The sequence below is a fragment of the Microcoleus sp. Z1_A1 genome (genome assembly GCF_036700305.1).
Lineage (GTDB): Bacteria > Cyanobacteriota > Cyanobacteriia > Cyanobacteriales > Microcoleaceae > Microcoleus.
Genome location: NZ_JAUBOR010000067.1, coordinates 1 through 24,005, shown reverse-complemented (window position 1 = coordinate 24,005; position 24,005 = coordinate 1). Strand labels below are relative to the sequence as shown.

27 protein-coding genes and 1 pseudogene are annotated in these 24,005 nt (G+C 47.1%); 14 read left to right on the top strand and 14 right to left on the bottom strand.

Annotated features, from left to right (window positions below):
- Window positions 1-78 precede the first annotated feature (78 nt).
- Complete coding sequence (locus QT973_RS25240; RefSeq protein ID WP_333264165.1) at window positions 79-297, bottom strand: hypothetical protein; 219 nt, start codon at window positions 295-297, stop codon at window positions 79-81.
- A 311-nt stretch (window positions 298-608) separates the two neighbouring features.
- Here QT973_RS25240 and QT973_RS25235 point away from each other — a divergent pair, with 311 nt between their 5' ends.
- From QT973_RS25235 to QT973_RS25215, 5 genes are all read left to right on the top strand, one after another.
- Entirely contained in the window at window positions 609-971 is a 363-nt protein-coding gene (locus QT973_RS25235) for a ferredoxin-thioredoxin reductase catalytic domain-containing protein (protein WP_172186333.1), read from the top strand.
- 147 nt (window positions 972-1,118) lie between these two features.
- Window positions 1,119-1,526, top strand: a complete 408-nt coding sequence (locus QT973_RS25230; protein ID WP_333058239.1) for a DUF309 domain-containing protein — start codon at window positions 1,119-1,121, stop codon at window positions 1,524-1,526.
- A gap of 314 nt (window positions 1,527-1,840) precedes the next feature.
- Window positions 1,841-2,311, top strand: a complete 471-nt coding sequence (locus tag QT973_RS25225; RefSeq protein ID WP_333058238.1) for an LptA/OstA family protein — start codon at window positions 1,841-1,843, stop codon at window positions 2,309-2,311.
- Between the two features lie 173 nt (window positions 2,312-2,484).
- The gene (lptB, locus tag QT973_RS25220; protein ID WP_333034782.1) at window positions 2,485-3,213 is read left to right on the top strand and encodes an LPS export ABC transporter ATP-binding protein; all 729 of its coding nucleotides are present in this window, start codon (window positions 2,485-2,487) and stop codon (window positions 3,211-3,213) included.
- 81 nt (window positions 3,214-3,294) lie between these two features.
- Entirely contained in the window at window positions 3,295-4,461 is a 1,167-nt protein-coding gene (locus tag QT973_RS25215; protein WP_333264167.1) for an LptF/LptG family permease, read from the top strand.
- Between the two features lie 72 nt (window positions 4,462-4,533).
- Here the strand turns inward: QT973_RS25215 and QT973_RS25210 are convergent, their stop codons facing one another.
- Window positions 4,534-5,901: a hypothetical protein gene (locus tag QT973_RS25210; protein ID WP_333058236.1), complete on the bottom strand. Its 1,368-nt coding sequence runs from the start codon at window positions 5,899-5,901 to the stop codon at window positions 4,534-4,536.
- 463 nt (window positions 5,902-6,364) lie between these two features.
- Here QT973_RS25210 and pgl point away from each other — a divergent pair, with 463 nt between their 5' ends.
- The 5 genes from pgl to QT973_RS25185 all read left to right on the top strand — a co-directional run bounded on the left by pgl (window position 6,365) and on the right by QT973_RS25185 (window position 10,762).
- Window positions 6,365-7,084 carry a 6-phosphogluconolactonase gene (pgl, locus tag QT973_RS25205; protein ID WP_333269838.1) on the top strand — a complete coding sequence of 240 codons (720 nt, stop codon included), beginning with the start codon at window positions 6,365-6,367 and terminating at the stop codon, window positions 7,082-7,084.
- Between the two features lie 207 nt (window positions 7,085-7,291).
- On the top strand, window positions 7,292-8,089 hold the full coding sequence (locus tag QT973_RS25200; protein WP_333375395.1) for an FHA domain-containing protein: 798 nt from the start codon (window positions 7,292-7,294) through the stop codon (window positions 8,087-8,089).
- 82 nt (window positions 8,090-8,171) lie between these two features.
- Entirely contained in the window at window positions 8,172-8,663 is a 492-nt protein-coding gene (locus tag QT973_RS25195) for an FHA domain-containing protein (RefSeq protein ID WP_333058233.1), read from the top strand.
- Between the two features lie 55 nt (window positions 8,664-8,718).
- The gene (locus tag QT973_RS25190) at window positions 8,719-9,456 is read left to right on the top strand and encodes a PRC-barrel domain-containing protein (protein WP_333226425.1); all 738 of its coding nucleotides are present in this window, start codon (window positions 8,719-8,721) and stop codon (window positions 9,454-9,456) included.
- 853 nt (window positions 9,457-10,309) lie between these two features.
- On the top strand, window positions 10,310-10,762 hold the full coding sequence (locus QT973_RS25185) for an FHA domain-containing protein (RefSeq protein ID WP_333058231.1): 453 nt from the start codon (window positions 10,310-10,312) through the stop codon (window positions 10,760-10,762).
- Window positions 10,763-10,903: 141 nt separating this feature from the next.
- Here QT973_RS25185 and QT973_RS25180 read toward each other — a convergent pair whose 3' ends face one another.
- The gene (locus QT973_RS25180; protein WP_333058229.1) at window positions 10,904-11,482 is read right to left on the bottom strand and encodes a DUF1997 domain-containing protein; all 579 of its coding nucleotides are present in this window, start codon (window positions 11,480-11,482) and stop codon (window positions 10,904-10,906) included.
- Window positions 11,483-11,690: 208 nt separating this feature from the next.
- On the opposite strand from QT973_RS25180, the gene pheA reads away from it, so the two are divergent.
- Both pheA and QT973_RS25170 read left to right on the top strand, forming a co-directional pair.
- Window positions 11,691-12,638, top strand: a complete 948-nt coding sequence (pheA, locus tag QT973_RS25175) for a prephenate dehydratase (RefSeq protein WP_333058228.1) — start codon at window positions 11,691-11,693, stop codon at window positions 12,636-12,638.
- A 34-nt stretch (window positions 12,639-12,672) separates the two neighbouring features.
- Window positions 12,673-13,314, top strand: coding sequence for a pentapeptide repeat-containing protein (locus tag QT973_RS25170; RefSeq protein WP_333058227.1), 642 nt, complete (start codon window positions 12,673-12,675; stop codon window positions 13,312-13,314).
- 33 nt (window positions 13,315-13,347) lie between these two features.
- Here the strand turns inward: QT973_RS25170 and QT973_RS25165 are convergent, their stop codons facing one another.
- The 9 genes from QT973_RS25165 to QT973_RS25125 all read right to left on the bottom strand — a co-directional run bounded on the left by QT973_RS25165 (window position 13,348) and on the right by QT973_RS25125 (window position 21,334).
- On the bottom strand, window positions 13,348-14,286 hold the full coding sequence (locus QT973_RS25165) for a PspA/IM30 family protein (RefSeq protein WP_333058226.1): 939 nt from the start codon (window positions 14,284-14,286) through the stop codon (window positions 13,348-13,350).
- 213 nt (window positions 14,287-14,499) lie between these two features.
- Complete coding sequence (locus tag QT973_RS25160; RefSeq protein ID WP_015174045.1) at window positions 14,500-15,141, bottom strand: LON peptidase substrate-binding domain-containing protein; 642 nt, start codon at window positions 15,139-15,141, stop codon at window positions 14,500-14,502.
- Window positions 15,142-15,475: 334 nt separating this feature from the next.
- Window positions 15,476-15,679 (bottom strand): hypothetical protein, encoded by a 204-nt coding sequence (locus QT973_RS25155; protein WP_333058225.1) that lies wholly within the window; start codon window positions 15,677-15,679, stop codon window positions 15,476-15,478.
- 1 nt (window position 15,680) lies between these two features.
- On the bottom strand, window positions 15,681-15,998 hold the full coding sequence (gene rpsJ / locus QT973_RS25150; protein ID WP_006632193.1) for a 30S ribosomal protein S10: 318 nt from the start codon (window positions 15,996-15,998) through the stop codon (window positions 15,681-15,683).
- Window positions 15,999-16,208: 210 nt separating this feature from the next.
- Window positions 16,209-17,438: an elongation factor Tu gene (tuf, locus tag QT973_RS25145; protein ID WP_190660866.1), complete on the bottom strand. Its 1,230-nt coding sequence runs from the start codon at window positions 17,436-17,438 to the stop codon at window positions 16,209-16,211.
- Window positions 17,439-17,539: 101 nt separating this feature from the next.
- The gene (gene fusA / locus QT973_RS25140; RefSeq protein WP_333058224.1) at window positions 17,540-19,612 is read right to left on the bottom strand and encodes an elongation factor G; all 2,073 of its coding nucleotides are present in this window, start codon (window positions 19,610-19,612) and stop codon (window positions 17,540-17,542) included.
- Between the two features lie 348 nt (window positions 19,613-19,960).
- Window positions 19,961-20,431, bottom strand: a complete 471-nt coding sequence (rpsG, locus tag QT973_RS25135; protein ID WP_006632196.1) for a 30S ribosomal protein S7 — start codon at window positions 20,429-20,431, stop codon at window positions 19,961-19,963.
- A 145-nt stretch (window positions 20,432-20,576) separates the two neighbouring features.
- Window positions 20,577-20,957: a 30S ribosomal protein S12 gene (gene rpsL, locus QT973_RS25130; RefSeq protein ID WP_006632197.1), complete on the bottom strand. Its 381-nt coding sequence runs from the start codon at window positions 20,955-20,957 to the stop codon at window positions 20,577-20,579.
- A 251-nt stretch (window positions 20,958-21,208) separates the two neighbouring features.
- Window positions 21,209-21,334 carry a hypothetical protein gene (locus QT973_RS25125; protein WP_333058223.1) on the bottom strand — a complete coding sequence of 42 codons (126 nt, stop codon included), beginning with the start codon at window positions 21,332-21,334 and terminating at the stop codon, window positions 21,209-21,211.
- 78 nt (window positions 21,335-21,412) lie between these two features.
- On the opposite strand from QT973_RS25125, the gene QT973_RS25120 reads away from it, so the two are divergent.
- Together QT973_RS25120 and QT973_RS25115 are read left to right on the top strand one after the other, a co-directional pair.
- Complete coding sequence (locus tag QT973_RS25120; protein WP_333058222.1) at window positions 21,413-21,616, top strand: hypothetical protein; 204 nt, start codon at window positions 21,413-21,415, stop codon at window positions 21,614-21,616.
- 219 nt (window positions 21,617-21,835) lie between these two features.
- On the top strand, window positions 21,836-22,690 hold the full coding sequence (locus tag QT973_RS25115) for an Npun_R2479 family HD domain-containing metalloprotein (protein ID WP_333058221.1): 855 nt from the start codon (window positions 21,836-21,838) through the stop codon (window positions 22,688-22,690).
- A 149-nt stretch (window positions 22,691-22,839) separates the two neighbouring features.
- Here the strand turns inward: QT973_RS25115 and QT973_RS25110 are convergent, their stop codons facing one another.
- On the bottom strand, window positions 22,840-23,355 hold the full coding sequence (locus QT973_RS25110) for a transcriptional repressor (protein WP_333058220.1): 516 nt from the start codon (window positions 23,353-23,355) through the stop codon (window positions 22,840-22,842).
- A gap of 116 nt (window positions 23,356-23,471) precedes the next feature.
- Window positions 23,472-23,621 (bottom strand): annotated as a pseudogene (locus QT973_RS25105) (chlorophyll a/b binding light-harvesting protein); the annotation flags it as partial.
- Window positions 23,622-24,005 lie beyond the last annotated feature (384 nt).

Sequence of the window (24,005 nt, the reverse complement as noted above, 5' to 3'; positions counted from 1 at the left end):
AAAATCTAAAATCTAAAATCTAAAATCTAAAATCTAAAATCTAAAATCTAAAATCTAAAATCTAAAATCGATTGACTGTTAATCGCGCAAAAGTTTCGATAAATCCGGGTCAGTTTGGTGTACTTGACCTAAAAACCAAGCGTGCAAACCTATAGCATACTGCGCGTACAGATGGCTAGCAGCGCCGGGAGTCAATTCAAGCACTAATGCGACTAACTCGGTGTCAGCCGGCCAAATCAGCCCAGAAGCAGGAGATTTTCGATCGCCTGTGCCGGTGCGGTTCGGGGAAGTTGCCATCAGATGCCGTGCCTATAGCCGTCACAGAAAGAGCGCCGTGCTATCTTAGCCGATTTTTATCCCCTTTGGGGGATGATAGTTGAGGGCGATCGATCGCCCAAATCTTTTGGTAGCTCCAAAAACTCGCTCTCCCGCCAGTTTCCCCCACCCTCCGGGATAGACAAAAACCACTAAAAAACCAACAACCTAAAACTCAATCTTTGTCAAGGTTTTCTTCCTTGTAACTAAACAGAAATATACCAGTGTTTAAAATCACATTCTGCGCTACAATTGTCAAAAGCTCGTAGCATCCTCAACTCCGATCCTAAACTATGAACACAACAGAAAAATCTAAACTATCCAACGAAAAAACTTTGGAGGCAATGAAGAATTTCTCCGAAACCTACGCCAAGCGCACGGGAACTTACTTTTGTTCCGAACCTTCCGTCACTGCTGTCGTGATAGAAGGACTAGCAAAACACAAGGATGAACTAGGCGCTCCCTTATGCCCTTGTCGCCATTACGAAGATAAAGAAGCCGAAGTAAAAGCCGCCTACTGGAACTGTCCCTGCATTCCCATGCGCGAGCGCAAAGAGTGTCACTGTATGTTATTTCTGACGCCAGATAACGATTTCGCTGGAACAAATCAGGAAATAGGAATGGATCAGATTCAAGCGGTCAGAGATACTATGTAATTAGTTAAGTAGGCGGTCGTGAAATGGCAGTAGTTTTGAAAAGAGGTCGTTATTTTTCCTATTTTTAAGACTTAGCTATTTAACCAAAATCGATCGCCGCCTACTCAAACACACATCCGCCATCGAAAATCCCCAATCTCCAATCGAATGACAGAGGAAATCCCCATCGACTTTTGGCAAGGTATCGAACAGTTTAACAGTCAAGACTTTTATGCTTGTCACGACACTCTAGAGGCTTTGTGGATGGAAGCTGGCGACCCAGAAAAAAGGTTTTATCAGGGAATATTGCAAATTGCCGTCGCGCTTTATCACTTAGGAAATCAAAACTGGCGCGGTGCAGTAATCTTGCTGGGAGAAGGAATAAATCGGCTCAGTTATTATCAGCCTAGTTATGCTGGAATTGCAGTTGAAGACTTGCTCGGACAAAGTGCTAAACTTTTGAGCGCTTTGCAACAAGCTGGCCCGGAAACAGTTGCTGATTTTTTACCTTTATTCGCAGGTACAGAAGTTGCAGGCTTGCAATTGCCGCGAATTATCAAAGTACCAAAAAGTTAAATAAAAGTTAAATAAATGTTTGTATTAGGGTGCAGTATACTTGGCCTCTACACAGAGGAGGGCTGGCTTTCTTGCCCGCTGCACAAGCAGATTTATTTGCTGTGGAAGGAGCATCTTGCCCGTTCCCGGTTAAGACAGTTGCAGCCACTGAGCAAAATAGCCAATTAAATTCGCTGTTGTCTTGCTAGGATAATTGGTTGAGACTATCGGGTCAATCGATCGACCTCACGGGAATCTTTCTGACCGTTAAGATAAAATATCTAACTGGAGATAATGCCCTTCAGCAATTTCACAAATATTGAGACTCCAAGCTTATGATGTCCTCCGCTAAACTACTCAATTCCCGAATATTCAAAGGATTATCGCTGCTGTTGCCCCTCACTCTGGCAGGCGCGATCGCCTCTCCCACCTACCCGCAAGCCGGGCCGCCCCGCACTCTCAGCGTGCGATCGGACATTCAAGAAGCCGACTCCAAAACCGGCATCGTGACAGCCCGCGGCAACGTCCAAATCAACTATCCAGCCCGCCAAATACAAGCAACTGCGGCTCAAGCTCAATATTTCAGCCGCGAGCGCCGGATCATTCTCAGCGGAGATGTTTACGTATTGCAGCAGGGCAACAGCCTGCGCGGCGAAACCATAACATACCTCATCGACGAAGGGCGGTTTATTGCCCTCCCAGACAACCCAGGACAGGTAGAATCTGTTTATCTGGTTGCCCCCGAACAAGATGCGGCAGCCCAAAATACATTGGGATCCCCACGTCCAACTACAGCCCCCCGGTAACAGTGGCTTGCAGCAGCGAAATTTCGCCTCAGCCAAAACCTACTACTTGGGATAGATGCGAAATTTCGTCTTTATAAAACTCACAAACTTGAAAAGGTAAAATTTAAATTAGAGACTCGATCGCACAAAGCTGCAGTCTGAAATTGAGCTTGTAGAGGTTGCCGGGAGCGAAAATGAAAATTGTACTCGAAAATATTCACAAGTCCTACGGAAAACGCAATGTAGTCAGCCGCGTCAACCTGTCAGTAGCCCAAGGAGAAATCGTAGGATTGCTAGGCCCCAACGGTGCCGGCAAAACCACAACATTTTACATAGCAACCGGATTAGAAAAACCAAATCAAGGCACCGTTTGGCTAAACGATTTAGACATCACTAAATTGGCGATGCACCAGCGAGCACATTTGGGAATTGGCTATCTCGCTCAAGAAGCAAGCATTTTCCGAAACATGAGCGTGCGGGACAACATTTTGTTAGTCCTAGAACAAACTCAAGTGCCACGCTGGGAATGGCGCGAGCGAGTCGATTTCCTATTGCAAGAATTTCGCTTAGAAAAAATAGCATCTAGTTTGGGAATTCAAATATCAGGGGGAGAAAGGCGGCGGACTGAACTGGCCAGAGCCTTAGCCGCAGGGCGAGACGGGCCCATGTTTCTATTTTTAGACGAACCGTTTGCAGGCGTCGATCCGATCGCAGTAGACGAAATTCAAACCATTATTGCTAAACTGCGCGATCGTAAAATCGGCATCCTCATCACCGATCACAACGTCCGAGAAACCCTCGAAATTACCGATCGAGCCTACATCATGCGAGACGGCCAAATTTTAGCCTCCGGGGCTGAAGAAGAACTCTACAGCAACCCTTTAGTGCGACAGTATTACTTAGGTGACAACTTCGTGCGATAGTCTTTTGAAGGCATTCGGCAAACGGTAGAATTTTAGATTTGAGATGTTAGATTGAGGAGCAAACTGCAAAAATCCCAAACTATGAAAATAGCAATATCCAATTCTTTGAATCCCATCAACTGGCTGCCGAGAATTTCCGTAATGGACTGGTACATTACCAAAGAACTAATCGGCCCATTTTTATTTGGCGTCGGACTCTTTACATCCGTCGCCGTCACAGTTGGAGCCTTATTTGAATTAGTCCGCAGAGTAGCAGAATCCGGCCTCCCCTACGGCGCAGCCATAGAAATTTTTCTCCTGCAAATTCCCTACTTCGTAGTATTGGCTTTCCCCATGTCAATGCTGCTAGCAACCTTAATGGCCTACAGCCGAATGTCAAGCGACAGCGAACTCATCGCCCTCCGCAGTTGCGGAGTTAGCGTGTACCGATTGATACTGCCTGCTGTGATAATGAGTTTAATTGTTGCAGGTTTAACTTTTGGTTTGCAAGAGTTAGTTGTACCCGCCGCCAGCTACAGAGCAACTCTGACTTTAGACAGAGCCCTGAAGCGAGAAAAACCCATATTTCAAGATAGAAATATTATCTACACAGAATTTCGCAAACCAGAAAAAGGCGGCGACGAAATCCTGGCCCGCTTTTTTTATGCAGAACAATTTGACGGCCAGCAAATGAAAGGTTTAACAATTATCGATCGCTCCACCCCAGGCCTCAATCAAATCGTTTCTTCAGAATCCGCTACTTGGAATGCCTCAGAAAATACCTGGGATTTTTTCAACGGAACCGCTTATATAGTAGCTCCTGATGGCTCTTACCGCAATATAGTTAGGTTTCAACACCAGCAGTTGCAACTGCCCCGCACGCCCTTAGATTTAGCTGCTAGAGCGCGGGATTTCAAGGAAATGAACATTGCCCAAGCTTTAGAGCGTTTGGATATCCTTAAAAACAGTGGCGACGAACCGCAAATTCGCAAATTAAAGGTGCGAATTCAAGAAAAATATGCTTTTCCTTTCGTGTGCATGGTATTTGGTTTAGTGGGAGCCGCTTTGGGAACTCAACCGCGCCGCTCCGGCAGAGGAACGAGTTTTGGTATTAGCGTAGTTGTGATTTTTACTTACTACGTATTTTCTTTCATCACCAGTTCTATGGGAGTGAAAGCTGTTTTGACTCCGATTCTTTCGGCTTGGCTGCCCATCGTGTTTGGTTTGGGAATCGGGGGATTGTTGTTGGTGCGGGCTGCCGCTAGGTAAGTTTTACCAATAACATTGGGAATTGGGAATTGGGAGTTGATAATATCGTTTTCGTGGCCGAACTTCCATCATTTAAGGATTAGAAAAAGTATTGATTTCGCCACCGCCAATGTAGCGTCCCGGAGCCAGGGAGCCTGGTGTAGCAAAAGTTTGAGGTTGAATGGGCTGCACGCCCTGATTGGTATTTTGGGGAACAACTCCAAAGTTAGGCTGCTGTGGTAAATTAAGCTGACTCGGTGGAGGTGTTTGAAATTGAGAATTCGCTGAATTGGGAGAGAATTGAGGGTTAATTATCTTGCTTCCCCCAATCCCATTCGGAAAGGGAGATGGACTGACATTCGGAAGTAGAGGTGTTGGCGAAGGTATGGCTACTGGAAGTGCCACAGGTTGAACTTCAGTTGCGAAGCCGGAACCAGATAAATCAGTTTGGTAGGGATTTTTCGGCAAAGCCACCGGTGCAGCCCCTGCATTAATTTCGGGGAGGTTCGGCACTCTGGAATTTAACCCCGCCAATGATTCAGCGACTGTAGCTGTCGGTTTTAAGAATTCTTGAGATTCCTTGCTCACAGTATTTGTCGGAGTCACAAGGGGGGGAAGTGCTGTGGGAACATTCACAGGATTGGCTCCACTTTGAGCTGTAGCGGTCGTTGGGAGCAAATTTGTCGCATTTCCTGCAGCAGGATCGGAAGCCGGTCGATCGAGCAATGTAGCCTCGTCTGCTGTTTTCTCACCTGAAGCCGCCGTTGCCGAAGTGTTAGCAACGACGTATTTTTTCATAGCTGCTTGCAGCGGACTCAAAGGCAGAGAATTTTCGTTTTGTTTATCTGAATTAGCATCATTCGACGCCTGCGATAAAGTTGCTGTCGCTGTACCCCCAGACTCAGGCTTAATCGTTTTTATCCCAGAAGTTAGTCTCCCGCTGCTAGATAAACTCAACGGTGATGTTGCGTTTGAACTTGGCAAGCTGGAATTTTGGGGGTTATTGTTTCCCGCCTCGACAGCAGGATTTGCTAAATTTGGCAAGGAGAAAAATCCGCTGCTTCCTACCTGCTTGGGTGCTGAAGATGGCTGAGGAGTTTCTAAGTCCCGATCTCGAAGTTCCTCGAATAAACCTTTGCTTTTTACTACTGATGAATTTAACAAGTTCAGTTCAGAAGCAGTAGATCCATTAAACTGATTGACTAGCACTGGTGAGCTGTCGATTTCAGCGGCAATGGCGGTATCTTCAGCAGATAGTCCCGATAGCGAAGCTGGAGTGTTTGAGGCTGGTTCTTCTTCGCCATCTATACTCAACCTTTCTGGATTTACAGAGACCTCCCAGATAAATAATCCCCCTGCACACAGCACGGCTAAGGGAGCCCAAACCGCCGGTTGCGTCCAGTGGCGCAACCGCGCTATTAGATAGCGGACTGATGTAGGAAATCGCTTAAAAATTGACATAGTTTTGCTTCCTTCCGAGCGTGCGGATTTAAAACTATTTTTCCTAGTCTACCACATCAATCTTGATTATTTTTGCTATGTCGGCGTAAGTGCGATCGGGAGCATCTCGGTTTGGCTTTTACTGTCGGTGTGCGATCGTCCGGCTGGCTATATTTATAGACTTTGCTGTGTGGGACGGATCCGAGTCCCAAAAAACGCTTTTTACTTTCTGCACAGATGCTCCGAGTACGATCGAACTTTTGATTGAAAGTTGCGACAGCTCAATGCAACCGGTGAAAATCCATAAAGCACTGGTAGAAATAAGTCTTGCTTTCCTTAAATCAAGGGGCATAACATGATAAAATCTTATGGGATGCGGTGCGCGGCCTGCCGGGTCTGTCAGCCGATCGACCTCAAACCAAAATGTCAAGGTAAAATTGGCAATTGGTGAGAACAACACCCAAGTAAAGTTGAGAGGAAATTAATGAAAAAAGTAGTTGAAGTATTAGCAAATCGGGAACAACTAATAGATCGATCGCTGGAGATTGTGCTGTCGAAAATCTCAGAAGCCATAGCAGAACGCGGACTTTGTACGATCGCCGCAGCGGGCGGAAGCACACCAGAACCCCTATACAGATCGATCGCAGCCCAAGACCTGGCTTGGGACAAAATTCACGTTTTCTGGGGCGACGAACGCTACGTTCCCCCAGAACACCCAGACAGCAATCAAAAAATGGCGCGCCTCGCGTGGCTCGATCGAGTGAATATCCCCGCCAGCAACATCCACCCCATGCCCACAGGCGCCGGCGACCCCGCAGCCGACGCAGCAGCGCACCAAACCGAATTGCAGCAGTTCTTCAAAGTATCCGACGGCGAGTTTCCTGCCTTCGACATCATTTTATTGGGCATAGGAGACGACGCCCACACAGCCTCTCTATTTCCCGGCACAGCAGCCTTGGAAGTCCGGGATGCCCTAGTAACTGTCGGCAACAAAGACGGTCAACCCCGCATTACCTTTACAGTCCCCTTAATCAACCGGGCCCGGTGCGTCATCTTCATGGTCGCAGGAGCCAGCAAACAACCCGCCCTTGCTCAAATTTTTGCCCCCGCAGCCGACGAAATGACTTATCCAGCCAGACTCGTTCAACCAGAGGGCGAGCTTTGGTGGCTCCTCGATGCGGCGGCTGGCGCAGCAGTAAAATAGCCCATAGAGTCGCAAGCGTGCCAACACAGTCAGCATTATCACTAACTCAATCTTGCCCATCACAGCTAACGTCACGGCGTCAGCTCAGTTGCTAGTATTAGAAGCAATATAAGAATTGTGGCGGTTAAAGTTAAAATTTGACCATATACACGACGAGTATTTTTATGAGGCTGATTTGAAAATCTGGCCGATAGCAAGGAGAAATCGATGATTGTCTGTCCCAATTGCAATCACCAGAACCCCGACGGGGCCAGCCAGTGTGAGGCTTGCTACACGCCTTTACCTGTTACCGCAAGTTGCTCGAACTGCGGTGCAGCAGTTCAGACAGATGCAGCATTTTGCGGCCAGTGTGGCTTTAACTTGCGTCCGGGTTCCATATCCATAGTTCCAGAAGTTGAGGTGACAGTAACGTCCCCCTCGCCTGTAGGCCCCACAGTGGTATCGTCACCGGCGCCCGATTTAGTGCCACCCGATCCTCTGATGGCAATGGAACCTCTAGTTACCCTGAATAAGGGGCTCAACTTGGAAAAAACTACCGCCAGCATTCCGACGATTCCAGATCCCCCGCCTTCGCCCTCGGTTCCTGTTACAACTGAATCGGTGGCAACACCAGTAACTATCTCTCCTCCGGTTCCGGACCTGCAGCCAGCAGGTGTAGCTAAAACTCAACTGCAACAGCAGTCCGCGCGCCTGCTACACGTTCAGACAAATACGCCGATGGAATTGCCTCACAGTCTGGCTGTGGTTCACATAGGCAAGCCAAATGACTTAGTGCCGCCGGATATTGATGTTTCGGGATTTGCTAATTCTGAGATAGTTTCTCGGGTACACGCAAATCTCCGGGTGGAGGGAGATGCTTGCTACCTAGAAGATGTAGGCAGTTCCAACGGCACTTACGTCAACAATACTCCGCTACCCAAGGGAAACCGCCACCGGTTGCGACCGGGAGACCGCATCTCTCTGGGCAAAGGAGACCTGGTTACGTTTTTATTTCAAATCTCTTAGAGCGAGTTTGGATTGGGCGATCGAAAGTCTAAAATCTAAAATCGCATCTTGAGGCGCTCTACCAAAACTCAATGCTGCCAATGTGATTAAGCTGACCTTGCTACATCCACTCCAGTCTATACCCGTCCGCAGTTGGATCTTTGAAGACGAGCAGGTCGTGCGGATCGGGCGCTCGACCGAAAACCACGTCGTTCTTTTTAGCGCTGTGGTTTCTCGTCGCCACATCGAATTGCGGCGCAGCGGCATAACTTGGGAACTGATCAATTTAGGTACCAACGGCACTTACCTCGATGGTAAGCCGATCGCTAAGGTTCCCATTGTGGACGGTCTGATCGTTCACTTGGCTCGCTCTGGGCCGAAAATTCAAATCAACGTAGGCCCGAATCAATCCTCCGTCCAGTTAGGACTTCTTGGCGTCAAGCCCAGGGAGGCTAAGGAAATTCACGCTCCCTCGGCCGGCGTGCACATGAGCACGATTCCCGTTCCCGACCACAAAGAAGTTGGCACTTCCAGGGAAGAGGACGAGTTAACCCAGGCAGATAATAATCGCCATTATTCGGAAGAAGAATATTAAATCGGCTTCTTTGGACGATCGACATTTTTCAAAGGCGGCACTCAGGAGTTTATTTATGAGTACATCACCACAGATTGTTAGGCGCAGCGAACTGCAGGGCCGCCGCACCATCGACCGCAGAACGGCGGAAGAGGTCGGCAGGGTAGATCGGGTTTGGCTCGATGCTCACTCCCAACGGGCGATCGGCTTTACTTGCAAGTCGGGACTTTTGGGGAGCAAAAAAACTTGGTTCGCTTGGGCGCAAGTAGATACGGTGGGGGAAAATGTTTTTGTCACCATTAACCCGGAACTGCCGGAACTTCATCAGCCGGAACAAGCTGTTTGTCCGATCGGGCTTGAGGTGCTCACGGACGCTGGAAATAAGGCAGGTGCAGTGGTTGACTACCTATTTGATGTCCGCACGGGTTCAGTCACCAACTACCTATTTAAATCGAGCGGCTGGCGCGGTGTTTTAGACGACATTTACTTGTTACCTGTGGCAGCTATTTCGACCATCGGCAGCAAGCGGGCGATCGTCTCTGAAGCTGCTGTATCGGAGCCAGTGCAGTACGCGGAGGGACTGCACAAAAAAGTCGGTCTGGTAGCAGAGTTTTTACATGAAGATTTCGACAGAACTCTCAAAAATGTGGCAGGTGTGAAGCGGGGCGCTCAAAGTCTGGCGGAAAAATTCCAAGATAAAGCTCTCGAAGTCAGGGATGTAGCTCAAGAAAAAGTTGCAGAGTTGAAGCGGCAAAGGCAAGAATCTGTCCCGCCAGATCCGAATCCGGAGCCGCCTGAGTCAGATTTGAGCTGAAGTTTGGCCTTCCCGCTCGCCGGGGGACTAATTGCCGAGCGCATTTGGGGGCCGCGCGCGAGGAAGGTCGATCGGTATTTTCGCTATGAGAGATTGATGCCTTGTCGCTCAAAATTCCAGTGCTGCTCAAAGCATTGTATTTTAAAGGTATTGCATCAATAAGGAAAATGTTAGCAACTCAAAATGACCTATGCTGTTTGATACAACTCACATCTTGCACTATTCTCAAGAACAGGCATCTTGCCTGTTCCACAAAGAGTGAATTTTCTTGTGAAACAGGCAAGATCCCGCTCCCTAAACAAGTAATTGAGAATGGTGCAATATCTCAGATACAATCCACAAGTATTTTATCTAGACACCCCAGGATTAATAATTGGTTAACTTCTTTCTTTATAAACAGCAAGTCGTTGAGCAGTGACTCTCGCCCGACCGAGAACTCGAATCAGCGGTGCAACCAGCGCGGGTCTGAGTTAAATTCTCTGGTTCATCAGCGGCAAAAGGATTATTTAGCCGATAGAATTGAGCGACTCACCCATCGGCAGAATCGCTCCCTCACAGACCAAATTAATCAAGCGGTTAAAACCGCTGTCCATTACTGGGAAGTTCACCCGATTTATCACATCGTGTTTGGTTGTTACCGAGTACCGCAAAAATTTGCCCCTGCGCCAAAAGCTAACCCTCAAAAGTTGCTTCAAATACCTCAAGCAGCCAAAAGTTCGACTTTTAGGGCAGATAGGGGGAATAGTGGTCCACTGACGACGCCTTTAAAAAGCAAATTTTTTGCAGTTTTCTCCCAAAAAATCTCTCTGGAAGTATCCCCGTTGCTGTCTGGCGGTGGAGTGTCAAAACATCAGTGATTACCTTAACTCTTTTACATCCTATCCAGTCTGTCCCAGTTCAAAGTTGGTGTTTTGAATCAGAACCGGTGGTTCGGATCGGTCGATCGAACGACAATGATGTAATTATTTACAGCGCTGTAGTTTCCCGCCACCACGTAGAACTGTGGAATCACGCTAATGGCTGGGAAATTATTAATTTTGGTGCTAACGGCACTTATGTAGATGATAGACCGATCGCTCAGGTGTCCGTTGTGGACGGGATGACAATTCGCTTGGGCAATTCTGGGCCAAAAATCAGGATTCGGGTGGGCGCAATGAATCAACCGGGCAAAATAATCAAGCCACCGCAGCGCGAATTTCGCCAAAAGGACGAAGTTTCAAAAGACAAGTCAACTCCTTTGCCGGGGGGCGTGGGAATCATCGAAGACGATGAACTTGGAGGGATCACTCAAATCGATCTTGACTGAGCGGCAGCTATCTATCCCTGCTGGCTCGTTCCGACAAATATCCCGATGTCCAAATCGAGCGTCTAAGTAATACTGTGGTAAGTTGCCTGATTTGTGCCTAAATATCCCTATACATTAATTAACAGCTTCTTTAGTAGGATTTCAGCCTTCTAAAGATAAGATAGGGGGGATCTCGATCGATCTTAGTTCACTTTCGCTGCTTGCCCAGCGGCGGTAATCTAAGAGCAACTGGTGCATCAACCGCTGTTTGACGCTCAGCAGTACGCTCTTGAGCAAAGCATTCCCCGTTGCTTCTAAAATGGGTTTGGGCGTCAGCCAAAACGGCGGCGGTAATTCTACTTGCACTTCCAAATCCGCTTTTCCCCTCAAGTATGCTACCCCGCTGCTTTGGTGTACACAAAGCTTTCCTTTGAGATTGAGAGCAAAGCGATCGTTTATATAACCCACGCCACGAATTTCGCAGGCGACGGACTCCAAATTGATTGTGCCATCCGACTGGGCCCACACCCTCATGTCTACTGTGGGTTGAATGCTCAGCATCATAAATTGTAACGGTCGCATTTTTAAGCGGAAACAGTCCTCGCTTAGCTGTTGTGTGCGACTTTGATCGACAAGGGCGTTCACCAGTCGCCTCGGCTGACGCAGATAATGTTGAATGGGAACCCGTTCCTCTGGTACGGCGAGCTCAACGGATTGGGAAGAATTAAAGCGGGTATACATGAGAAAATATCAAAATATAGGATTCCTAAGCATATCTTAATAAACTATCACCTTTTTTTGGGTGACATAAGTCGCGTCCTAAGTCGTGTACCCAGCAATGTCATCCGAGAAATCACTGATAAAAGCTTTCGGGACATCGCTAATTTTTCATCATACTTCCTAGCTGATGAGAGTAAAGCAAACATTTGTAACCTAAAATTGCCTGTAAATGAAAATTTCGTTAGCGAAGCCCTCGAAGAGGATCGCACATCTCGGCCCTGTTGGTACAAATGCAGAAACAGCGGCTCTAGCTTATGTCAATTGGTTGAGCCTGGAAACTAACTTGGAATGCACCCTGTGTCCTTATTCCACCATTTCTCAAGCGCTAGAGGCATCTGCCGTAGGGCAGGTTGATTATTCAGTTGTGCCCGTCGAAAATTCGATCGAAGGCAGCGTGACTGTCACCTTAGATACACTGTGGCGACTCGATCAACTCCGCATTCAACACGCCTTAGTTTTGCCAATTTCCCACGCCCTAGTGTCTAATGCTAAAAATTTTAACGAGATTAAAAAAGTTTACTCTCACCCGCAAGCGCTAGCTCAGTGTCAGGTATGGTTGGGGCAGTTTATTCCCTCAGCCCAATTAATTCCGGCGAATTCAACCACGGAAGCATTGCAATATCTGGAAGATACAAATGTAGCAGCGATATCTTCGCCAAGAGCTGCTGAACTTTACCATTTGCCAGTGTTAGCTCACCCCATTAATGATTATCCCGATAATTACACTCGATTTTGGGTACTCAGTAGGAGTGGTGGAGAAATCGCCAACGTAGAACCAGGGGATCACTCATCCCTTAAATCCATTACACAATCTGCTTCTAAGTTGATCCTCGATGCTTCATCGTCTAATTGCACCCATACCTCACTAGCTTTCAGCGTACCTGCCAATATGCCGGGAGCACTGGTAAAACCTTTGCAAGTATTTGCCAGTCGCGGTATTAATTTAAGTCGGATTGAATCTAGACCGACTAAACGATCGCTCGGAGAATATATTTTCTTTATGGACGTTGAGGCTAACGCCTGCGAAGCATTTGTTCGATCGGCACTCGAAGAATTAAAAAATCACACCGAAACTTTAAAAATATTTGGTTGCTACAATGTACTGTCAGTAGTATAATTTATTTTTAAGTAAAACTTAGGAGGCTGGCGAGATGAATGCTGATGAACTTCTCAAGCGATACGCAGCCGGAGAAAGAAATTTTCATGAAACCAACTTGAAAGAGGCTTTTTTGCGAGAAGCTTTCCTAATTCATATTAATCTAGCCTGTGCAAATCTGAAGGAAATCAATTTTGCTTTGGCGAACTTAAGGGGGGCAAACTTAATAGCTGCCAAGCTAAAGAATGCTTGCCTAGTGATGACCAGCCTAAATGGGGCTAACCTAAGCGGAGCCGATCTAACTTTCGCAAGATTAACAGGAGCTGACCTGATTGAAGCAAACTTGGAAAACGCCAACTTGAGCGACACCAAAATGATTGGTGTTAATTTGAGCGGAGCAAACTTGGAAAACGCCAACTTGATGGAGGCGAACCTCCTAGATGCTTGTTTGGACAAGACAAACCTTGAAAAAGCCAATCTCAGCGACGCTAAACTGCGGGGAGTGAGTCTCAGAAGAGCAAACTTGAGAAACGCTTTTTTGTGTGAAAGTAACCTTGAGGGCGCTGATTTGAGCGGTGCTGATTTGAGCGGTGCTAATTTGAGCGGGGCATTTTTATGCGGTGCTAATCTGGAGGGAGCTAAGCTAGATGAGGCAAATTTAAGTGGGGCAATACATTTTTGCGTCAGACAAGTTTGAACTCACGGAATATATAACAGAATAATCCGACAATTAAGGACTAAAAAATATACTATTGACTTGGCTGAAAGTGAAGTCTATTTGCTGCTGTACCTTAGCAAAATGAAGCTGCATCTTGAGGATCTCTTTCTTGGAATTAGCTTGAGCAATCTTACTTTCCAAAGCCAGCAAGTTGCGATTGAGAGTTTCTACTCGCACAGTTTGGTAGTCTAAGTCAATTTTTAGTTCTGCTGCCCGATCAACTTGAACCTGCTGGCGAACCACGGCGAGGCGGATTGAATTCTTATCCTGTGTCTGAAGAGCTAGCAAAGCTCGCTGCTGCCACTGGTGGGCTTGAGATTCAGCTTGATTGTACAGCCACTGAATCCGCAGTTGGGCGGAAATCGCACTGCCAACAGCCTGACGCAGTTCTTTGAGAGGTTCCTGAATTTCTAAGATTAATAGTTCCCAAAGATTCATCAGTTCGGTGGTAAATTCTTCCCGTTCAACAGAGGCTACCAGTGCTTCTAATAGCAACAAATTTGGTTGCATTTGCTGCGTAATTGTCTCAAATATTAACTGTGCTTCGGACATTTGCCGATCGTAATTTTTTTCGGAGACTGCACCGGATGAGTGCTTTAATATTTTTTCGGTGCTGTCTACCTCAGCTTCTGCATCTGAACTTGAAGCTACAAAGGCCTGTAATTTTTCGCGGGCGATCGAATTCAGCCTTTGTCGAAGCAAATCGCAGGCCGCCCGCTGCACTCGCCCTGTTTCGCTTTGACAAATCTTGATGACTATTTTTAAGCCGGCATCGCCGTAATTCAATGTCTCTCTCAGGGCGGCGATTCGATGTTCTTTGACAGAACTAGACAGCCGATGTTTAACTCCTGCTAGTCCGCCGAGCACTACACCGCCCACAGGAGGTGGTAGTTGACCGCCTCTAACTGCATCGTATGGTTTCGGTTGGTCGTGATTTTCTAACACAAGCATTTACTGCTATAAGGAACCTATCCGAACCTGTTTGAAGTTAAGAATTAAACAGATACCTGTTCCAAAAAAGAATGGAACTGTAGGCAATCTCCAAACCCTTAGTTCAATAACTCATTCCCCATCGAAAATCGAAAATCGAAAATCGAATGATTTTTGTGTAATTATTTCTTCAATGCAGGTCAAACCGATCGTGCTTTTTCCTAGGCAAATTGGCTACTTGAGGGTATCTTTAAGTACAGTCCTCGCTGCCAAGTGATTGCGAGTAGAAGTCAAAATTTCGGTTTCGCGTTCCAATCTCGCAGCAGTATCTTGCAATTCTAAAAGAGTTTGCTGTTCTGTCGCTGCACCGTAAAGGTAGCTGGCTACCCAGTAGGACAATTCTGTAGGCAAACTGGGAATGTCTTCGGGCAGGTCGATCGGCTGATCCATCAATTTGCTGGAGAGGCGAACTACATCTCTCAGCAGTTGTTCGACATCTTTTCCCAAAGGTCTGAGGTCTTGTTGCGGGGGTGCGTCTTCGATCCATTCTACTAGACCGACTAAATAGGGTTTTTCCCGAACGGCGTCGAGGACTCGGAACCGCTGCTGGCCGAGAGTCATAATTTTCATGCGATCGTCGGGCAGGCGCTGACAGTGAATCACTTCGGCGCAACAGCCAACTGCAGAGACTTTGTTTTGGTTGGGGTCCCACATGAGCACACCGAAACGCCGATCGCCCTCCAGAATCGTATTCATCATGATTCGATAGCGAAACTCGAAGATTTGCAGTGGGAGTGGCCTACCTGGAAATAGAACCACTTCCGGCAACGGAAATAAGGGGAGTTCGCGAACTGCTACAGAGGAAGAGGATGCCATTGTCGCTCAAAAGTGACGGTACTTGCGCTTATTTTTCTTACTTTAACTGATTAAAGGCAATTCCGGGGCAGGAGCGATCGGGCTTTTGCGCTGGCAACGGGATCGACTGCTCGCTATCTCCGGTGCTGGCAGCTTGACAAAGGCGTTATTTCGTCAAAATGTTAAATATACCTTTTTGCTAAACTCAGTGCTGCGGAAGGCGATGATAGCGACTGCTAAAGGAGGGTTTTTGTAGTGATACCCCCTTAATTAAGAATAATTATTTAAGTTAGTGCCGGAGCCAAAATTATTGCTGATTAATAACTAATAACTCATATAGCCACTGCCAAGACGGTTAGGACGTTGTTAATGGCTGAAACGATTGATTTTCTTCCTTCTTCCTTCTTCCTTCTTCCTTCTTCCTTCTTCCTTCTTTCTTCTTCCTTCTTCCTTCTTCCTTCTTCCTTCTGCTATAACTAATGACTAGGGAAATTTCAACAAAAAGAAGGAACAATTTATTTAATCTTTGTTCCTTCTTTTCAAGTTTTCGATAAGTCAATCTACAGCTTGACTTCGATATCTACGCCGGCGGGCAAATCCAGTTTCATCAAAGCGTCAATTGTTTTTGCCGATGGCTGGTGAATGTCGATAATCCGGCGGTGCGTGCGGGTTTCAAAGTGTTCGCGAGAATCTTTGTCTACGTGGGGCGATCGCAGCAAGCAGTAAATCCGTCGTTTTGTCGGTAGGGGAATCGGGCCGATCGCTGTGGCTGCTGTCCGATTTGCTGTATCTACAATCTTTTCGCAGGATGCGTCTAGAATTCGGCGATCGAAAGCTTTGAGGCGGATGCGAATTTTTTGTTGTTGAATTGTTGCCATTTTTGTTTCTTGAATTTTCGAGGTTCAGTTTATTTTTAGTCATTAGTCATTAGTCATCAGTCATTTGTTATTTGTTATCTGTTATTGAACATTTAACCCATAACTACTAACAACTGGCCACTAACCTATAACTACTCACTACTCACTAAATAGCAGAAAAGCCTATTGACATTTGGCGGCTTTTCTGCTATTTAAGCTGTTATGCGAGTCCTACTTGAGGATTTTGGAAACAACGCCGGCGCCGACGGTGCGGCCGCCTTCGCGGATAGCGAAGCGCATTCCTTGTTCGATCGCGATCGGGTGAATCAACTCAACAGTCATTTTGATCCGGTCACCTGGCATCACCATTTCTGCTTCACTACCGTCATCAGCGGTGAATTGTGCGATCGTGCCGGTCACGTCAGTGGTACGGACGTAGAATTGAGGGCGATAGCCAGAGAAAAAGGGCGTGTGCCGGCCGCCTTCTTCCTTCTTCAGGATGTACACTTCAGATTCAAACTGAGTGTGAGGCATGATGCTTTTCGGCTTGGCAATCACCATTCCGCGCTCAATATCCGCCTTTAAAATCCCCCGTAGCAGTAGACCAACGTTGTCGCCGGCCAAACCTTCTTCCAGAGACTTGGTGAACATTTCTACACCAGTCACTGTAGTGCTGCGAGTGTCCTTAAGACCCACCAATTCGACTGTTTCGCCGACTTTGATAGTTCCACGTTCGATCCGGCCTGTGGCGACAGTACCCCGACCAGTAATCGAGAATACGTCTTCAACTGCCATCAAGAAAGGCTTGTCAACTTCGCGTTCTGGGGTGGGGATGTAAGCATCTACTTCTTCCATCAGCTTGTAGATTTTGTCAACCCACTCATTTTCGCCCTTGACAGTCTTGGGATTAGCAAGCATCGCTTCGAGAGCTTTCAATCCCGAACCTGTGACGATGGGGATGTCATCGCCCGGAAAATCGTAAGAGCTCAAAAGTTCGCGAACTTCCAGTTCTACCAATTCCAACAGTTCAGCATCATCCACCATGTCTTCTTTGTTCAAGAAGACAACCAAGCTGGGAACGCCAACTTGCTTAGCTAGCAGGATGTGTTCGCGAGTTTGAGGCATGGGGCCGTCTGCTGCTGACACTACTAGGATGCCGCCGTCCATTTGAGCTGCACCGGTGATCATGTTTTTCACATAGTCAGCGTGTCCGGGACAATCTACGTGGGCATAGTGCCGACCTGTGGTTTCGTATTCCACGTGAGCAGTATTAATCGTAATACCCCGTGCTTTTTCTTCAGGCGCAGCGTCGATGTCGGCGTAGTTCTTAGCCTTTGCTTGACCTAGTGCAGAGAGAGTCATCGTAATCGCGGCGGTCAAAGTTGTTTTGCCGTGGTCAACGTGACCGATCGTGCCGATGTTTACGTGGGGCTTATTCCGTTCAAATTTTGCGCGTGCCATTCTTGATCTGTTCCTTGTTTCTTTTAGCGATTTTAGACTTGAGATTTTAGATTCTAGACTTTGGATTCAATCCAAAATCCAAAATCTAAAATCCAAAATCATTAGTTCCCTTTGTTCTTAGCGATAATGGCTTCAGCCACGTTTCGCGGCACTTCTTCGTAATGGCTGAATTCCATTGTGAAGATGCCTCGACCTTGGGTTTTCGAGCGGATGTCGGTGGCGTAACCAAACATTTCTGCTAGTGGAACTTTTACAGAAACTTTGGCTATCCCCTGATCCGTCTCTTGACCTTCGATCTGACCCCGACGCGAGTTGAGGTCTCCGATGACGTTCCCGATGTAATCTTCGGGAACTTCCACCTCTACTTTCATCATAGGCTCTAGCAGCACTGGAGACGCCTTCATCACGGCTTCTTTGATCGCCATTGAACCGGCGATCTTAAATGCCATTTCTGAGGAGTCTACATCGTGGAAAGACCCGTCTACCATAGTAGCTTTGAGGTCAATCACGGGATATCCTGCTACAATACCTGATTCGCACGCTTCTTTCATCCCTTGTTCTGCTGGGCCGATGTACTCTTTGGGTACAGTGCCACCAACAATTTTGGAGACAAATTCAAAGCCGCTTCCGACTTCGGTGGGTTCTAGTTCGATCACGACGTGACCGTACTGACCTTTACCGCCGCTTTGGCGGATAAATTTACCTTCGGCGCGGACGGATTTGCGAATGGTTTCACGGTAGGCTACTTGTGGCTGACCCACGTTCGCTTCTACTTTGAATTCCCGCAGCATCCTGTCTACCAGGATTTCCAGGTGCAGTTCGCCCATGCCGGCGATGACTGTCTGGTTGGTTTCTGGGTCAACGTTGACTCGGAAGGTGGGGTCTTCTTCCGAGAGCGACTGGAGGGCTTTGGAGAGCTTCTCCATGTCTTGTTTGGTTTTGGGTTCGACAGCCACCGAGATAACTGGCTCTGGTATAAACAGAGATTCCAGAATCACTGGCGCTCCTTCTTCGCAGAGGGTGTCGCCTGTGAAGGTGTCTTTCAAACCCAAGGCTGCTCCCAAGTCTCCGGCGCGCAGTTCCTCAACTTCTATCCGATCGTCCGCTTTGAGTACAATTAGGCGAGAAACCCGCTCTTTTTTGTCTTTGGTGGAGTTCAGGACATAGGTTCCTTTTTTGAGGATACCGGAGTAGACGCGAACAAAGGTCAGGCGGCCGTAGGGGTCAGCCATGATTTTGAATGCCAGAGCTGACAGCGGGGCGTTGTCGTCGGCAAACCGCTCTGCTGTGTCGCCGTTGGGTAGGAGTCCTTGAATTGGAGGGACTTCCAAGGGCGACGGCAGATAGTCGATGACTGCATCCAACAACAACTGAACGCCTTTGTTTTTGAAGGCCGAACCGCACAACATGGGGACGATCGTACCTTCGACAGTGCCATGACGCAGGGCCAAGCGGATTTCGTCTTCCGTTAACTCTTCGCCTTCGAGGTATTTCTCCGTGAGGGCGTCGTTGGTTTCTGCTACCGACTCGATCAGCTTGGTGCGGTATTCTACGGCTAGATCCTTTACTTCATCGGGGATTTCTACTTCCTCGATGTCGGTTCCCGTGTCGTTGTTGTAGATATAGGCTTTCATGTGCACTAAGTCTACAATTCCCCGGAAGTTTTCTTCACTGCCGATCGGGATTTGGATGGGTACGGCGTTCGCTCTCATGCGATCGCGAATTTGGCCGTAGACTTTGTAGAAGTTTGCCCCCATCCGATCCATTTTATTGACGAACACGATCCTCGGTACTTTGTACCGATCAGCCTGTCGCCAAACTGTTTCGGATTGCGGCTGCACTCCCCCTACCGAGCAGAACACTGCGATCACTCCGTCGAGCACTCGCATCGAGCGTTCGACTTCGATCGTGAAGTCTACGTGTCCGGGAGTGTCGATGATGTTGATTTTGTAATCTTTCCAACTGGTGGTGATAGCAGCGGCAGTAATCGTAATTCCCCGCTCCCGCTCTTGCTCCATCCAGTCAGTGACTGCTGTTCCCTCGTGCACTTCACCCATTTTGTGAACCATGCCTGAATAGAACAGAATTCTTTCAGTTGTTGTTGTTTTGCCCGCGTCTATGTGGGCTGCGATGCCGATGTTGCGAGTTTTTTCTAGCGGGACGGTACGTGCCACAGCTACCTCCTTAATCTTGTGTTGCTGTTATAATACTATTATACTACACAGTAACCCTATTTTGCACTCCCCAGTGACTTACAAAAGTCTCTGGAGCTTATTGTTACATTTTAATATTTTTTGCAAGATTTGTTTACAAAAATATTAAGGATGCGACATGGAGGATTCAGAGAGTGCATGAATTTTGAGTGCATGAATTTTGATTTTGAGAGTTTTGAGTTTGCTTCACCAATCGCAACTGCGCCAAGAGAAGCAATCTCAACACTCAAAACTTATTACACTTTCCAATTTCTCACCCGATGCTTTTATACCGCACGATCGCGCTCTTCTCCATGCCAGTTGTTGCAGTTAGTAGCGGTAGTGAGCAAAAGCCTTGTTAGCTTCAGCCATCCTGTGAGTTTCTTCGCGCTTGCGAATAGCACTCCCTGTTTCGTTAGCTGCATCCATCAGTTCGTTGGCTAGCTTGGCGGCCATCGAGCGGCCGGTGCGGGCGCGGGCAAATCTGATCAGCCAGCGGAGGGCGAGGGTTGTACCGCGATCGGAACGCACTTCCATTGGCACTTGGTAGGTGGCGCCACCTACCCGGCGGGCTTTGACTTCGACCAGGGGTGTCGCGTTTTTGACTGCTTTTTCAAACAAGTCTAACGGTTCAGCCCCTGTGCGTTCTTGGATGGTTTTGAGGGCGTCGTAGACGATGCTGGAGGCAACGGATTTTTTGCCGTGCTGCATGATCCGTCTCACCATCATGCTTACCAACCGGCTGTTGTAGGTTGGATCTGGTGGAACTGGACGTTTTTGAATAACTGTGCGGCGAGACATAGTTCTATTTGGGATTTTTGATTTTGAATGATTGAGTTTGGGGTTTTGGGATCACATTTCGATTTATGACGATCGAGCGTGCAATTGAGCGGCGCGATCGGATTTATTTTTGCTTCCCAACCCCGACGATCGGGCGAGTTCCGTGTTATTTTTTCTCTTTAGGACGCTTGGCCCCGTATTTGGAACGACCCTGCTTGCGGTCTTTCACCCCAGCGGTGTCTAATGTACCCCGAATGATGTGGTATCTAACTCCGGGCAAATCTTTTACCCGACCGCCCCGGATCATTACTACCGAGTGTTCTTGCAAGTTGTGACCGATCCCTGGGATGTAGGCGGTGACTTCAAAACCAGAGGTCAGCCGTACCCGAGCCACCTTCCGCAGCGCCGAGTTGGGTTTTTTCGGGGTGGTCGTGTACACTCTGGTGCAAACTCCGCGGCGCTGCGGGCAACTCTTGAGAGCTGGCGATTTGGTTTTTTTCTGCGTTTGTTCCCGTGCTGAACGGATGAGTTGCTGAATAGTGGGCATGAGTTACGGCATTTCTAGCTTTTTGCTGAATATAGTGATTTGGCTGTATCCGCACTGAAAGTCCCTTCCCCTCTGGGGGGACGGGATGAATGAAAATAATTATGGGTAAGTGAGGATACCAGACTCTGTATTGTACACGACGCGTGTTTCTTTGGCAAGAAATTTGCGCGACCCGCGCTCAAACTTCCTTCCTTGCTGCAAGTTGGGAGGGGGCGAGCGCAACGGGAGAATGGTATGTGACATCCTATAATTTAGGCGCAACTATGATGATTGTCACAGCCGTCAGCAAAATTTATGACGATCGCAATATCGCGCTTTTGCGATCGAATTACCATTGTGAGGAGAGGCGCATTAACTCCAGCCTGGGATCGCATCACAGTCTATAGCCGATCTACATCACATAAAGTTATCTAAAATTACCGGACAATAAGAAATATACATTGAGTTGACAGCAGATGACAACCAAAGCTTATATTCCTGAATATACAATTTCCGAACTTTACTTGAACATTTGGAAATCCGGTAAGATCGATCGCACTGTGTTCCAGCAAATTCAATACGCAATTAATTCTCACAGTTTAAAAAGTTCAGAGGATCGAAAAATTGTTAGCAGGCTGCTGTATGCAGTACGGCGGGGATGGGTGTCAGTGATGGACTGAGTTGCTTCGGAGTTTTGAGTCAGGGCGCGAGATTGCTTCGTAAGTCCCCGGGCGTAGCTGCGTCAATGAGTTTTGAGATTGCTACCCACTTGCCATCCACAGATCACAACACACACGGGGTGCAGGAGTTGTGAGCTAAAATCTCATCCATAAAATTTAGAGGACTCCCAAATAGATGCACCCCTGTGGAAAGGCAATATTAAGGTAAAAGGATAGGGTATGTTTAATTCTACAGAACTTCTGATCGAGGCTTTCATCGAACAACTTCAGAACGGTTACAGCCGCACTTACGGAGGCTACAAATCAGACTATGCTGACATTATTGCCTGGGTGGGGGCAATGGCGTTAGAAAACATCGCCAACAGCGACGCTCTTTATCACAATGTAGAACACGCCATTTGCATTAGCTTAGTCGGTCAAGAAATCTTGCGGGGAAAACACATTCGCAAGGGCGGAGTTTCCTGCGAAGATTGGCTGCACTTCATCATTTCTTTGCTGTGCCAAGACATCGGATATGTCAAAGGAGTTTGCCGGCAAGACCAAGAATCAGAAGGATTATATGCTACAGGAAAAGATGGCATGAGAATTGCACTTGCTCCCGGTGCAACGGCGGCCAGCCTAGCTCCTTACCGAGTTGACAGAGCTAAATTGTTCATTGACGAGCGCTTCGGCAACCACAAGCTAATTAATGCTGAGATAATTAAGCAGAACATAGAACAGACTCGTTTCTCGGTGCTTGACGGTAACACAGACGAGGATGCAGTTAATTACTCTAGTTTAGTGCGCGGTGCTGACTTGATAGGTCAGCTCAGCAACCCGCAATATTTGCAGAAAATTGGCGCGCTGTTTTACGAGTTAGAAGAAAGCGGTGCTACTAAAGTTTTGGGCTATCGACATCCGGGCGACTTGCTGCAAAGCTACTCTAAGTTTTACTGGAGCGGTATTTATCCTCACATCAGTGAATCTCTCGGTTACTTGCAGTTGACGCAGGAAGGCAAACAGATTGTTGCTAGTTTGTACGCTAACATATTTCGGATGGAACACCAACGTTGCGATTCTTCTGAGGTTGCTTAATTGCAAAAGTGAATTCAGCAGTCAGCCGTCAGTTGTCAGTTGTCATTGGTTATTTTTAGGTGCTAATAACTAACAGCTCATAACGAATAAAAAAGCACAAATCACCAATTACCACCAATTACCAAGTGCCGAAGTTTATTTGATTCAACTCAACTAATTTCCTCCTTCATTTCCGAATGATATCTGGGACACAACCAATTGCTGGGTACCAAAGAAGGCCATCCCTCCCGTAGCGCTTCCAAACAAACAGCTCGCACAGTTAACTGACAGTCAAGCAGTTCTACCCCAGCTTTTTCAACTTGCTTTTTGCCAATTTTTAAAATAGATTCATCGCTAAATTCAAAGGTTTTGTGACACTGAATGCAAACCAGATGGTGGTGGTGGTGCAATTCGGGAAAATTCAGTTCGTAATGTTTGTGTCCTTCTGCTAATTCTAGTTCACGCAAAATTCCTATTCTTGCTAATAAATGCAGCGTTCGGTAGACAGTAGACAAGCCTATTCGTTCTCCTTTATTCTGCAAAGTCTTGTATAATTCTTCCGCACTTAAATGATTGCCTTGTGGCAGATTTTGAAAAACACTCAAAATAGTTTCTCGCTGGGGAGTCAGGCGGCAGCCTCTTTGGTTGAGTTCGACTTTGAGTGAGTTAGCACTGTATAAATTCATGTCGGAAAAAATAAAAAAGTTGAACGAGGATTGTCATGGATTATCTGTTATTTATTCGTGCTATTTTTTAGATGCTCCTAAAGTATATTTTCCGTGAGAATCCATGTAAATTTAGACTCCAATAGGGTATAGACTCCCGCCCAGAAGACGATGAGGCCGGCGTGGGCGACGTGGATACGGAGCAAACGGCCCGAAAGGTTGATTAAGCCGGCGTTGCCGACCCACCAGGGAAATGATTTTCCTTCGGCTGGGAAGGATTTTGCCATGCTGGTCACGGCGATTTACCTCTTGAGAAAGATGCCAGGGGGGTTTTAAGCGATCGCAGGTTATTGATATAGATAATCAACAATTTTAGTATTTTAGTCAAGGGGTATTTGAGAAAAATTTTCACTGATTTGAGTTCTGGTATGTAAATCAGTAGGAAAAAACATCGTTTTATCACGATTATGACTGTTTTTGGCGCTTGAGCGGAGTTTGGCCTCTCGTTAGCAAAAATAACAGCTAAAGGAATACCTCTAAATTTATTGATAAATAATATTATTAAGGAGTATTATGGCTAGAGTATTGTTTAAGTAGGGCTTGCCGAAAAAGCCTAAAACCTTTACAGAGAAAGACTTTGACTGGTTTGAACGCTCCGCGTGTGCAAGCTT

What these genes read in the sequence shown, in the direction of transcription:
- rpsL (WP_006632197.1), bottom strand. Translation starts at nt 20,957, where the DNA reads ATGCCCACTATTCAGCAACTCATCCGTTCAGCACGGGAACAAACGCAG.
- rpsJ (WP_006632193.1), bottom strand. Translation starts at nt 15,998, where the DNA reads ATGGCAACAATTCAACAACAAAAAATTCGCATCCGCCTCAAAGCTTTC.
- QT973_RS25190 (WP_333226425.1), top strand. Translation starts at nt 8,719, where the DNA reads ATGAGTACATCACCACAGATTGTTAGGCGCAGCGAACTGCAGGGCCGC.
- QT973_RS25180 (WP_333058229.1), bottom strand. Translation starts at nt 11,482, where the DNA reads ATGTATACCCGCTTTAATTCTTCCCAATCCGTTGAGCTCGCCGTACCA.
- QT973_RS25165 (WP_333058226.1), bottom strand. Translation starts at nt 14,286, where the DNA reads ATGCTTGTGTTAGAAAATCACGACCAACCGAAACCATACGATGCAGTT.
- QT973_RS25160 (WP_015174045.1), bottom strand. Translation starts at nt 15,141, where the DNA reads ATGGCATCCTCTTCCTCTGTAGCAGTTCGCGAACTCCCCTTATTTCCG.
- QT973_RS25110 (WP_333058220.1), bottom strand. Translation starts at nt 23,355, where the DNA reads ATGAATTTATACAGTGCTAACTCACTCAAAGTCGAACTCAACCAAAGA.
- QT973_RS25235 (WP_172186333.1), top strand. Translation starts at nt 609, where the DNA reads ATGAACACAACAGAAAAATCTAAACTATCCAACGAAAAAACTTTGGAG.
- QT973_RS25200 (WP_333375395.1), top strand. Translation starts at nt 7,292, where the DNA reads ATGATTGTCTGTCCCAATTGCAATCACCAGAACCCCGACGGGGCCAGC.
- QT973_RS25210 (WP_333058236.1), bottom strand. Translation starts at nt 5,901, where the DNA reads ATGTCAATTTTTAAGCGATTTCCTACATCAGTCCGCTATCTAATAGCG.
- tuf (WP_190660866.1), bottom strand. Translation starts at nt 17,438, where the DNA reads ATGGCACGCGCAAAATTTGAACGGAATAAGCCCCACGTAAACATCGGC.
- QT973_RS25115 (WP_333058221.1), top strand. Translation starts at nt 21,836, where the DNA reads ATGTTTAATTCTACAGAACTTCTGATCGAGGCTTTCATCGAACAACTT.
- QT973_RS25170 (WP_333058227.1), top strand. Translation starts at nt 12,673, where the DNA reads ATGAATGCTGATGAACTTCTCAAGCGATACGCAGCCGGAGAAAGAAAT.
- QT973_RS25240 (WP_333264165.1), bottom strand. Translation starts at nt 297, where the DNA reads ATGGCAACTTCCCCGAACCGCACCGGCACAGGCGATCGAAAATCTCCT.
- lptB (WP_333034782.1), top strand. Translation starts at nt 2,485, where the DNA reads ATGAAAATTGTACTCGAAAATATTCACAAGTCCTACGGAAAACGCAAT.
- QT973_RS25230 (WP_333058239.1), top strand. Translation starts at nt 1,119, where the DNA reads ATGACAGAGGAAATCCCCATCGACTTTTGGCAAGGTATCGAACAGTTT.
- QT973_RS25225 (WP_333058238.1), top strand. Translation starts at nt 1,841, where the DNA reads ATGATGTCCTCCGCTAAACTACTCAATTCCCGAATATTCAAAGGATTA.
- pgl (WP_333269838.1), top strand. Translation starts at nt 6,365, where the DNA reads ATGAAAAAAGTAGTTGAAGTATTAGCAAATCGGGAACAACTAATAGAT.
- pheA (WP_333058228.1), top strand. Translation starts at nt 11,691, where the DNA reads ATGAAAATTTCGTTAGCGAAGCCCTCGAAGAGGATCGCACATCTCGGC.
- QT973_RS25120 (WP_333058222.1), top strand. Translation starts at nt 21,413, where the DNA reads ATGACAACCAAAGCTTATATTCCTGAATATACAATTTCCGAACTTTAC.
- rpsG (WP_006632196.1), bottom strand. Translation starts at nt 20,431, where the DNA reads ATGTCTCGCCGCACAGTTATTCAAAAACGTCCAGTTCCACCAGATCCA.
- QT973_RS25215 (WP_333264167.1), top strand. Translation starts at nt 3,295, where the DNA reads ATGAAAATAGCAATATCCAATTCTTTGAATCCCATCAACTGGCTGCCG.